Origin of the sequence: Bacillus sp. NPDC094106, from assembly GCF_044764345.1 — a bacterium.
Classification (GTDB): Bacteria; Bacillota; Bacilli; order Bacillales; family Bacillaceae_G; genus Bacillus_A.
This window is the reverse complement of record NZ_JBIWHY010000016.1, coordinates 124,866-136,539: the sequence shown is the minus strand read 5'-3', so window position 1 is coordinate 136,539 and position 11,674 is coordinate 124,866. Positions and strand designations below refer to the sequence as shown.

Here is an 11,674-nt window from a genome sequence, read left to right as displayed (position 1 = left end):
CAAAACTAAAAGGCATGAGCCCAGTACAATACCGGACCCATGCCCAAAAGGTTGCCTAATGAAATAATCTGTCTAACTTTATGGGGTCACTTCAATATTATAAAATATTTTTCCGGCTTTTTATTATTTCCCTTGCTTTTCTTCTTTTACCTTGATCTTCGCATCTTTATAGAATGCTAGTTTTCCTTCATTATACTCTTTTGTATATTGATTAAACTTCTCTTTTTCTTTTTGCGTTTCTTCGTTTAATGTATTAACAGCTTTAACTTTCTCATCAATCTCTTTTAATTTTGTTTCTTTTACTTTTAACTTTCCATAAAGTTCTTTTTCAATCGTCAATGATTTCGTGTAGTTTTCATTCATTTTCTGGAAAGCTGCATAACGATTTTTATAAGCTTCCTCTACTTTTTTTGCTTGCTTTTGTAATTTTTTATCTTCGATTTTCTCTGCATAACTTTGAACTGATTTTGTTTCTTTTTGAGCTTTATCGAGCATCTCTTTCTCAGTTTTCAGAATTTTTTCACGTTCATCTACATTTGCCACAGCCTGATCTATTTTTTGAGCTACTGCTTCATTATGCTCTTTTCCTTCTTGTATAATTTGAGTGTACAATTCCTGTCCTTGTGTTTCTAATTTCTCTAATTTTTTCGCATCATCAAATAATGCTTTTTCTTGTTTTGCTGCATTTTCAAAAGCAGCATATATATTCTCTTCTGGTTTCTCACCAAAACAACCAGATAATAGTCCTACTGATAGTGCCCCAACTAATGCTATTTTTCTATAAGTCAATGTCAATTCCTCCATCAAATACGGTTATCCTGCCAGAAATTCACTGGGAAGTGATTTTCTTCATGATATGCTTCAAATTCATACCCTTTTTCTTTTAGTCCTTTTATAATAGCTGGTACGGCAGCAACAGATTGCGGGTGAATATCATGCAATAAAATAACTTCTTGTGGCTTCGTTGCACCAGCAAGTACATTTTGAACAATTTTTGCTGAAGCTGCATCAACTGGCATTTTGCTATATTTCCAGTCTAAAGAGTCGATTGTCCAATCCCATACTTTAAAACCGCCTTCGACCACTTTGTTTCGAAGCGCCTCATTTAATCCCGGCATTGAGCCATATGGTGGACGTGTTAGCTTTGGAGACTGTCCAATAATATTTGCGATTAGACCCTGATCTTCTTTCATTTCATTTACATACTCGCCACTTGTGTATAATTTTTTAAAGTCATGTGTCATACTATGCATACCCACATAATGACCCTCTGCCTTCTCACGCTTTACTAGCTCAGGGAATTGTTTTACATTTGCACCAATTAAGAAAAATGTCGCTTTCGCATCATTTTGTTTCAACATATTTAACAGCTCAGCCGTATATTTTCCTGGTCCATCATCAAAAGTAAGATAAGCGACTTTTCTCTCCTTACCATTAAAGCGACTTGGCGCGGCTTTCTTCATTTCAATTTTTGGTTGTTCACTTGCTAACTGTACTGTATTTTCTTGCTTAGCTACAGCTGTTGCTGGTGAAGTAATGGATCGAAACATAAAATAACCAACTGCTATTGCAATAATTGCTACCATTACAATTACTATACGTTTTACCTTAAAAGCATTTTCCATTCTATTGAACCCCTCTCTGTATTAATCTCATATATAAATCATCTAATATAATTATACATGTATTTGTTTTATTGCAACTATAAAAAAACAAATATTGTATCAATTGTACCAGAAGTTTTATCCAAATCATTGTACCAATGTAAATTTCAACACTTTATGCATAAAAGTATATCGTTTTATGTATTTGAAAATCTTTACACAGATCAAATTCCATAAAAAAAGGTTGGCAGGTGCCAACCCTTTCATTCATTTCAAGTCGTTTTTGGTGTAATACCTAGATGTTCATTTAATTTTTCAGATATATCTTGCACATTTTTTTCATTTGGAATGTAATAATAAATACCACCTATACGTTTATCTGTACCTTCTACTTGCATTTTTTCCATTTGTAAATCTGATCCTGCCATATTTCTTGTAATAGAAAGCATGTCATCAAATGTTAAGTTCGTTTTCATATTACTATCAATCGCATCTAATAAAGAACTCATTTTACTAATAGATTGAACCGACATTGCTTTTTTCGCAATTGCTTCTATTACAAGCTGTTGTCTTTGACCACGCATCGCATCACTATCAATTTTACGTGTTCTCGCTAAAGCAAGAGCTTGCTCTCCATTTAAATGTTGATACCCTTTTTCTAAATGAATCATACCTGCTTGGTCTTTACTATCTTGTTCTGTAAATGTAACTGGTACATCAATATCAATACCACCAAGTGAATCAACAATTTTCACAAAAGAATCAAAGTTAAATTTCACATAATAATCCACTGGAACATTTAAAAATCTTTCAACAGTATCACGCGTGCTTTCAACACCACCAAACACATGAGCGTGTGTAATTTTATCTAATTTCTTTCTCGATGGGATATATACGCGAGAATCACGCGGGATACTTACTAATTTTACTGACTTATCATTTTTATTGATTGTAGCTAATAACAGTGCATCCGTACGAACAGCTTCTCCATATTGACCTTTTCGGATATCACTACCATCTACACCCATAATCAAAATCGAGATATTATCCTTTAACGGTTCAACTTCTTTATCACGTTTCGTTGATTTATCAATTTGTGCATATGCATCACTTGCAACTGCTTTAGCTTTATTATATATAAACGAACCATATCCGACCGCTCCAAAAATAAGCAGGAAGAATGGAATCAAAATGAACCATTTTATAGATTTTCTTTTAGAACGTTTCTGCCTGCTTCTTGTATTTTGTTCTAATTCAGAGCTCATGTTCATTCTCCTCTCTTTCTCTTTTCCTAGTATACTCTATGTCTATCAATCTTCATATTGAATTTCATTTCATTCACCTTACATTTTTGTAAGATTTCATCGTAAAAAAAGAAGGAAAATCAATATATATTTCATTTCACATTATACTCTCGTGTTTCCTTTTGACAAGTACCAGAAGATAATTCCAAAAATTTCACAGCAATTATTACTTTCCCAATCATACCGATGAGATTTATATAAATTTATTTTAATTTTTCAACATCTAAATCCCTGCTATGCAGAATACAAAGTAACCTCCACTCGTTTGCTCGTTCTGTTTTTACTTCGCATGTGGCAGAAAAAAACCCTGACAGATGCTCTCTCCCATCCAAAAAGAGGGGTTTTATGTCGGCTTTTTAATTGATGTATATAGATAACAGTTGTGAGGCTTGTTATTTCACACCATCATATTCCACTATTCATGCAAATTTTTCAGGGCTTACGTCATACATAATGTCTTTCTTTAGACTCCTACAACCATTCTTGTCTTTCAAATCACATTCCGTTACAGCTGACATTGATATCATTGTAAGAAGACATACTGCTATCATTTTTTTCATCTTCTGCAGCTACGGAATTATAAAGTGAAACTTTAATCAGTGGGGGATTCTTCATTCCTCACTGATTATTGCCCTCACCAATCGGGCTTTTACAGGCAGTATTACTGCTCGCAAATAGCAAGATAAATAACAAAAGAAAGCTAACATACCGCTAGCTTTCCTTCAAAACCTATATAAATCCATTTTATTTTTTCAACATATAAGTCGCTGCTATGCAGAATAAAACATGACCTGCACTCGCATTTCCCCTTTGTTTTCACCCTTGCACGTGGCAGGAAAAGGCTCTGGCCGCTTCTATACATGACCTGCCCACCTAAAAAGAAAGGGGTTTTTATGTCGGTTTTTCAACTTGTATTTATATATTTTATCCTGCTATTTGAGGGCTCATAATCAATGGGGATGCCCCACTGATTAAAGTTTCACTTTACTGTTTTACTGATAAATCTCTTTTCACAACAGTACCCTCATGATCTATCTCAAGTTCACAAACCTCCAGCGCTGGAAATACTTTCATTAATTGCTCAGCAATGTCCTGGCGTTTTTCATATGGAGTTAAAATGAAAACAGAAGGTCCCGCACCGCTAAGCGCTGTTCCATATGCTCCAAATCGTTTAGCATACTCACGAATTGAAGGCAATAAAGGAACAAGTTGGGAGCGATATGGCTCATGAAACTGGTCTCTCTCCATCATTTCACCAACAATCTCCCATTTCTTTTGACATATTGCCGCCACTAATACGTTGCTTACTGCACTTGCACGAACGGCATCATGAAATTGAAATGTTTCTGGTAATACAGAACGGCTTTTATTTGTATTTAATTCCTCATGAGGAATTAAAGCAATTACCCCTAATTCCTTACTCTCGATTCTTACAACAGATACATGATTCCCATCCATTGCACCAATTACTGTACCTCCTAAAATAGAAGCTGCTACATTATCAGGATGCCCCTCGAAGCTTGTAGCAAGATGAACTTTCTCCTCTATTGTTAAATGTAATTCTCCAAGTTGATTGGCAAGCTCTATTCCTGCTACAATGGCTGACGCACTACTTCCCAATCCCCTTGTAAGCGGAATATTACTAGTAACCTCTATTGTATAAGAAGATAAAGAAGGACATACCCGAAGTGCCGTACTTACAATTAAATTTCTTTCATCATTTGGAATGGAAGAATCAAAAGAATGGATAACGTGCCAATGAGCCGATTCTTCCTTAACTGCCACTTCCAAATATAATGATAACGCTATTCCTATAGAGTCAAAACCAGGACCTACATTTGCTGTACTAGCTGGAACACGAACTTTAAACGGAATCACGAAACGATCACTCCTTTAATATGTTCTTTAATTTGTTCCATATCATTTGAAACACTTGTGATTTCTATTTGATTAGAAGCAATAGCGATATCAGGGTCTTTTAAACCATTCCCTGTTAATACAGCAACAACTGTCTCTCCCTTATGGATTTTCCCAGCTTGAACATGTTTGATTACACCTGCCAGAGAAGCATTTGACCCTGGTTCTGCAAAAACGCCTTCTGTTTTTGCTAGTAGCTGATAAGCATTTAAAATCTCTTCGTCTGATACCATATCAATTTCACCATTCGATTGTTCTGCCGCTTCTACAGCATAGGACCAGCTAGCTGGATTACCAATACGAATCGCAGTTGCAACTGTTTCTGGTGAGTCGATAACATGACCTTTTACAATTGCTGCTGCCCCTTCTGCTTCAAAACCGTGTATCCTTGGCTTCTTGAATCCCTTTTCTTTCTCATACTCACGGAATCCTTTCCAATACGCTGTAATATTCCCTGCATTTCCAACCGGAATAGCAAGGACATCTGGTGCTTTTTGCAACTGATCACAAATTTCAAAAGCAGCCGTTTTTTGCCCCTCAATGCGATATGGATTAACAGAGTTCACCAATGTAATTGGCTCTTCCGCAGCAATTTGACGTACAGCTCGAAGCGCATCATCAAAGTTCCCTTCTATCGAAATAATTTCTGCTCCATATGCGATTGCTTGTGCTAATTTCCCATGAGCAATTTTCCCTTCCGGTATAACAATAATACACTTCATTCCAAGGCGAGCAGCATATGCTGCTGCCGATGCTGATGTATTTCCTGTTGAAGCACAAATGATGGCCTGTGATCCTTCTTCTTTTGCCTTCGCAACCGCCATCACCATTCCTCTATCTTTAAAAGATCCAGTAGGATTAGCACCTTCATATTTTCCGTATAGCTGAATCCCTAATTTCTTAGAAATATTCAGAAGCGGGATTAGAGGTGTATTCCCTTCCATCAAGCTTACATCTGGTGTTTTTTCGCTGACCGGTAAATAAGAAGCATATTGTTTTAACAAACCATTATACATATTCTTTTTCCTCCTCAATACTGTAATAACTTTTAATTTCATGCGCTACACTTTCTAATGATGTTAACACCTGTTCAAATTGATATTTTGAAGTTTTGTGTGTCACAATTACAATTTCTGCAAACTTTTTATTCAATGGTAATTGGATAATCTCTTCTAAGCTAATTGACTGATTAACGAAACATTCTGTTATTTTTTGAAACATTCCTGGTTCGTCAAGTAACACAGTACGTAAAAAGTATTTCGAAACAACTTCTTCATCCCGCTTTAGTTTATAAGGCTCTGGTTCTTTTAACACGCTTTGATTTTTTGTTACCTGATTCATATTTTTAACAATAGAAATGATATCGCTCACTACAGCAGACCCCGTTGGTAATTTCCCAGCACCCGGTCCATAAAACATTACTTCACCAACAGCCTGACCGTGTACATAAACAGCGTTAAATTCATTATTTACACTAGATAGCGGGTGATGATTTGGCAATAAAGTAGGTGCTACACTTAAGTTAATTGCAGAACCTTGTTTCTCTGCTTTTCCAATCAGTTTCATTGTAAATCCGAATTTCTTTGCCATTTCTAAATCTTCTTTTTCTATATTTCGAATACCTCGAACATGCACATCATCTAATGAAACATTCATCGAAAACCCTAAATTAGCAAGAATAGCAACCTTCCGTGCAGCATCAAGCCCATCTACATCTGCTGAAGGATCTGATTCTGCAAACCCTAATTTTTGTGCTTCTTGTAATGCTTCTTCATACGACCAACCTTTTTGACTCATTTTTGTTAAAATATAATTTGTTGTTCCATTTACAATTCCCATTATTTTTTCAATGTGATCAGAAGCTAAGCCATCCGCAAGTCCTCTTAGTATCGGGATTCCTCCTGCTACACTAGCTTCGTAAAATAAATCACAATTGTTTTCATTAGCTAATTGCAACAATTCTGCCCCATGCACAGCCATTAAATCTTTATTCGCAGTTACGACATGCTTCTTGTTTCGCAAAGCCTTTATAATACACTCTTTTGCTTCTTTGATTCCTCCCATTACCTCTACTACGATATCAATATCTGAATCATTTAAAAGCTCGTCGGCATTTCGTGTAACAGCAATCCCATCAATAGAGACATCCCGTTCTTTTTCCAAATTACGTACAGCTACTGCTTTTACCTTTACCTTGCAACCTGTATCAAGAGCGATTTTCTTATAATGTTCCTGCAAAATTTGAACGACACCACTCCCAACAGTTCCTAAACCTAATACGCCAACATAAATAACATTACTCATTTTCCAATCTCCTCCCAAATTTCAATTTATACTATATGACTCACCTTTAGCTGCTTTACATTCGTACAGGTGGTGGTTATTTCCGTACATATCAATCGTTGCATATTGCAGCACCTCCCTTCAATGGCAAAAAAAACACACTCATCCCTAGTAAAGGGACGAATGTGTTTTCGTGGTTCCACCCTTGTTTCAATCCAAATATACATGTACTTCGGATTGCTCAAGATCAGATAACGGCTGAGACCGTCAATAACTACTAGATTACTCGTTCACTATTGAAGTTCAAAGGTGGTAAGATTATTTTTCGTGCTAGGAAGCTCACAGCCTATGACTTCCCTCTCTGAAAACCGTAAAAATAATCTCATGTCCTTATCATTACTTCTTCGTTCAATTCCATTTGTTAATTCATTATACGTACATAACAGACAAAAGCAAGGAATATTTTTTGTTTTTTTAATTTTCTAACATAAAACTTATAAAAAAACACACTCATCCCCAGTAAAGGGACGAATGTGTTTTCGTGGTTCCACCCTTGTTCCAATCCAAATATACATGTACTTCGGATTGCTCAAGATCAGATAACGGCTGAGACCGTCAATAATTACTAGATTACTCGTTCACTATTGAAGTTCAAAGGTGGTAAGATTATTTTTCGTGCTAGGAAGCTCACAGCCTATGACTTCCCTCTCTGAAAACCGTAAAAATAAGCCCGTGTCCTTATCATTACTTTTCGTTCATGTCCATTTGTTAAATTATTATAATTACGATAATTCAAAAAAGCAAGCCCGTTTTCAAGAAAAATATTTAGACGCTCTTTTCCCAACCAGATCATTACATTTTTATAACCTATTTTAAGATAATAAACGCTTAAGCATACCTACTTCTCTTTTGAAATTGGATCTTACATAAAAATCCCAACTCAAATAACTATATTACTGATTTAAAATCGTAATTAACAGTCGAATAAACATTCTTTGAATGCCTGAACTATTAATTATATTTATATATTTTCTCAAGCGATATAACACAAAAAAATTTTAATATAATCTTTTCGTATAACTTTCCTCTAAAGAACGTGCAACTTCTTCCTCAGTTGAATTGATTTTTGCGTGATCCGTTAGCATTTTTGCTGCTGATGGCAGTTCTTCTTTTTCCATCCAAGAGTCTGGATTCCACAATTCAGAACGAATAAATGCTTTTGCACAATGAATGAAACACTCTTCTACTTCTACAACAATTCCCAGCAGCGGACTACGACCATTCACTTGCATTTCTGCCAAAATCTCTAGATCTTTTGTAATAGCTGCACGACCATTTATTCTTAATGATTCCCCAAGCCCTGGAATGAAAAAAATAAGCCCTACCCTTGGATTAGATAAAATATTAAGAATAGAATCAACTCGCCGATTCCCTGGTCTTTCCGGAATTACAATTTGATTTTCATTTAAAACATATACGAATCCAGGTGCATCTCCCCTTGGAGAAGCATCACAATGACCAAATTTATCTGAAGTAGACATTATTAGAAATGGAGATTTAGACAAAAAGTCGCGACAATGATGGTCAAGCGATGGAATCACTTTTTTTACAGCCCGCTCACTTGGATATCCTAAAATAAGACGTAATTCATCTTCTGTTGAAATAAATGAATGTGTTTTCTTTTCTTCTATTCCCATTCCATATACACCCCTTAGTTTTTTCTTTATTTTCCCAAAATTACATATGTTTATTGTATACTAAAATATACAGAAAGGGGAATATCAATGGCAGAATGGTTAACGATATTTGATACAGAAGGAAAGGAACTCGGAAAAAAATTACGCGATGATGTGCATCGTGACGGCGATTGGCACGAAACATTCCATTGTTGGTTTGTGGAAAAAGAAAACAACGACATTTGTTTATACTTCCAATTACGTGCTAAAAACAAAAAAGACTTCCCAGGAAAATGGGATATTACATCTGCTGGACATATTATGCATGATGAGGATATACAAATAGGTGGTCTTCGGGAAATAGAAGAAGAATTAGGACTTTCCTTTCAAACTGCTGATTTAAAGTACAAAGGTATTTTTAAAATCAATCATGAAATTCCGCATTTCATTGATCGCGAAATGTGTCATATGTATTTTCATAATGTCATAAAACCACTTCCATTCGCACCAGGTGATGAAGTAGAAGATGTAATGAAAGTAAATGCAACTTCCTTTTTACAGCTTCTAAAAGGCGAGATTCCATCTATAACAGGCATTTCAGCTTTAAATGAACATGCAAAACCTATTGTAATAACATGTGAAGATATTTATCCATATGAACTCGAATATTATGAATTCATCGTAGAAAAGGGACGAGATATACTAAAACTCAATAGTTTCTAGAGTTGAATTGACCCCCACTTGAATAGTGCAGGGGTCTCCACCATTTATACGTCTTCTTTAAATAGCTTGAAAGATTTATAGGTAACCTTTATTGTTGCTCAAGTACCTTCAATTTCTTCTCTACCCGTACAAACAAATGAATGATTAATGCAATCATAACACCTAAAATTGCAATCATTGTATGCGGATATCTAAATAGCACACCAATTACGCTTCCTATTAAAATCATACAAACACCATTTTGCTTCATCACTTCTGCACTGTATTGATTTCCAGCATTCCACAACTCTTTATTTTTCATCGATCGACGTGTTCGATAACCATATGCTGCATTAATATCTGTTGGTGGATTTTTTTGCAATATTAGTGCGGCTAGTATGAATATGATGCCAATCAATAAGCTAATTCCTATATGTACAAGCGCATATACCATCCTATTCCCCTCCGCATTTTCTTCAAATTTTATCGTTAAATTATATTTTTATTATACAACTAATCCAGATCTTAAAACCTATATTTTCCAAAATAAAAAAACATCATTCTTACTTATATACATCCATTTTCATTTTTCGGCATCTAAACCCCTACTATGCAGAATACAAAGTAACCTACACTCGTTTGCTCATTCTGTTTTTACCTCGCATATGGCAGAAAAAGGCCCTGACCGCTTCTATGCATGGCCAGTGCTCTCTCCCACCTAAAAGAGGGGGGGGATGTCGGTTTTTTAATTGATGTATATTCAGCTACATATTACCCAACTATTTTCTATCCTTCTTCTATTAGTTAAAAAGCATAAAACGATCATTTAAAAAAAACATATCTTTCACTTCAAATTCACACTGAAGTCACATCTATCTTTTATATTATATCTATCGAAGCTGTTCCTCCCTAATAATGAGACATTCCCCAGTGTCTCGAACAGCTTTCCATCCCTAATTAAAATGAACATAAATTGTCCCTTTCCCTGACCATTTTGTGCTGACAAGATGGTCTATTTTTTATCACCTATTACTAAATCATGCCTCTTATCCAGTAAGCAACTATTCATTTATATAAATCCATTTTCATTTTTCGACATCTACATCCCTGCTATGCAGAGTAAAAAGTAACCTACACTCATTTGCTCTTTCTGTTTTGACTTCGCATGTGGCAGAAAAAGTCCCTAACCGCTTCTATGCATGGCTAGATGCTCTCTCCCACCTAAAAAGAGGAGGTTTATGTCATTTTTAAAATTGATGTATATATAAATTAATAATCTACATTGTTTTCATCGTCCCTCTTATTATTAAATATATTGGTATATTCCTGATTATGTTATATTTATTTTCTCTGTTTCGATGTATGAAACATGTTAGGCAGCGTCACGAATCGCGATCCTTTCGCTTTTAGTTCAGGAATAATTCGATCTAGCGCGTTCACAGAACCTTGCAAATGCCCTCCTGGTGTAGAATGTTGCAATATAACACTTCCAGGAAATGCATTCCCTAATACAGTATTTGTAATCTTTTCCGCACTTACTCCCTTCCAATCAACTGTATCTACACTCCACTGTACAATCATAAAATTTTGTTCTGTAGCCCATTCCAATTGTTTTTCACGTATTTCACCATAAGGCGGACGCATAAACTTTGGTGCATACCCTGTCAATTTCCGCAATATCTCTTCCGTTTTTATAATTTGATTATGATATTCTTCATCACTCACTTTAACTAAGTTCGGATGGTTATACGTATGATTCCCAACGATGTGACCTTCATTTGCAATTCGCTTTACTACATTAGGATATCTTTCTGCATTTTCGCCAAGAAGAAAAAAAGTAGCTTTTACATCATAACTTTTTAACTTATCTAGTATTTGCGGAGTAAATACAGAATCTGGACCATCATCAAATGTAAGTGCAACTTCCGCTTTATTATATGGGCCAGAAAACGCATAAGCATATTTTTCAACCCATGAAAAAGGTGTCCAAGACCCTCTATCTTCTTCAGCACCTTGAACCTTATTATTCAAACCAACATTTAATACATCAGGAGTTACACCCGAATCGTTTTGATAATAAAACGTATTGGAATATGGTACATAAGAATACACATTATACAAAGGGATATTACGTTCTAGAATCCATTGGAAAGGAATCAACATGTCTGATGGATAAAAATAATACATA

The 11,674-nt window shown here is 35.3% G+C and carries 10 protein-coding genes and 2 other annotated features; of the genes, 1 reads left to right on the top strand and 9 read right to left on the bottom strand.

Annotated elements, in window-relative coordinates; genetic code table 11:
* Window positions 1–123: 123 nt before the first annotated feature.
* The 7 genes from ACIQ7L_RS21405 to ACIQ7L_RS21375 all read right to left on the bottom strand — a co-directional run bounded on the left by ACIQ7L_RS21405 (window position 124) and on the right by ACIQ7L_RS21375 (window position 8,805).
* Window positions 124–789 carry a YkyA family protein gene (locus ACIQ7L_RS21405; RefSeq protein WP_400571461.1) on the bottom strand — a complete coding sequence of 222 codons (666 nt, stop codon included), beginning with the start codon at window positions 787–789 and terminating at the stop codon, window positions 124–126.
* A gap of 14 nt (window positions 790–803) precedes the next feature.
* The gene (locus tag ACIQ7L_RS21400; RefSeq protein ID WP_400571459.1) at window positions 804–1,625 is read right to left on the bottom strand and encodes a peptidoglycan-N-acetylglucosamine deacetylase; all 822 of its coding nucleotides are present in this window, start codon (window positions 1,623–1,625) and stop codon (window positions 804–806) included.
* 251 nt (window positions 1,626–1,876) lie between these two features.
* Complete coding sequence (locus ACIQ7L_RS21395) at window positions 1,877–2,869, bottom strand: LCP family protein (protein WP_400571457.1); 993 nt, start codon at window positions 2,867–2,869, stop codon at window positions 1,877–1,879.
* Window positions 2,870–3,892: 1,023 nt separating this feature from the next.
* A complete protein-coding gene (gene thrB / locus ACIQ7L_RS21390; protein ID WP_400571455.1) occupies window positions 3,893–4,786 on the bottom strand; it encodes a homoserine kinase in 894 nt (297 codons plus the stop codon).
* A complete protein-coding gene (thrC, locus tag ACIQ7L_RS21385; RefSeq protein ID WP_400571453.1) occupies window positions 4,783–5,841 on the bottom strand; it encodes a threonine synthase in 1,059 nt (352 codons plus the stop codon). Before thrC ends, thrB begins: the two co-directional genes overlap by 4 nt.
* Window positions 5,834–7,129, bottom strand: a complete 1,296-nt coding sequence (locus ACIQ7L_RS21380; protein WP_400571451.1) for a homoserine dehydrogenase — start codon at window positions 7,127–7,129, stop codon at window positions 5,834–5,836. Before ACIQ7L_RS21380 ends, thrC begins: the two co-directional genes overlap by 8 nt.
* A 151-nt stretch (window positions 7,130–7,280) precedes the next feature.
* Window positions 7,281–7,514, bottom strand: a binding site (T-box leader).
* Between the two features lie 114 nt (window positions 7,515–7,628).
* Window positions 7,629–7,862, bottom strand: a binding site (T-box leader).
* A gap of 304 nt (window positions 7,863–8,166) precedes the next feature.
* Window positions 8,167–8,805 carry a pyridoxamine 5'-phosphate oxidase family protein gene (locus ACIQ7L_RS21375; protein WP_400571449.1) on the bottom strand — a complete coding sequence of 213 codons (639 nt, stop codon included), beginning with the start codon at window positions 8,803–8,805 and terminating at the stop codon, window positions 8,167–8,169.
* 87 nt (window positions 8,806–8,892) lie between these two features.
* Between ACIQ7L_RS21375 and ACIQ7L_RS21370 the strand changes: the two genes are divergently transcribed.
* Window positions 8,893–9,507, top strand: coding sequence for an NUDIX hydrolase (locus tag ACIQ7L_RS21370; RefSeq protein WP_400571447.1), 615 nt, complete (start codon window positions 8,893–8,895; stop codon window positions 9,505–9,507).
* 88 nt (window positions 9,508–9,595) lie between these two features.
* Here the strand turns inward: ACIQ7L_RS21370 and ACIQ7L_RS21365 are convergent, their stop codons facing one another.
* On the bottom strand, window positions 9,596–9,940 hold the full coding sequence (locus tag ACIQ7L_RS21365) for an SdpI family protein (protein ID WP_400571445.1): 345 nt from the start codon (window positions 9,938–9,940) through the stop codon (window positions 9,596–9,598).
* A gap of 887 nt (window positions 9,941–10,827) precedes the next feature.
* On the bottom strand, window positions 10,828–11,673 hold the full coding sequence (locus ACIQ7L_RS21360) for a peptidoglycan-N-acetylglucosamine deacetylase (protein ID WP_400571443.1): 846 nt from the start codon (window positions 11,671–11,673) through the stop codon (window positions 10,828–10,830).
* Window position 11,674: the final 1 nt, after the last annotated feature.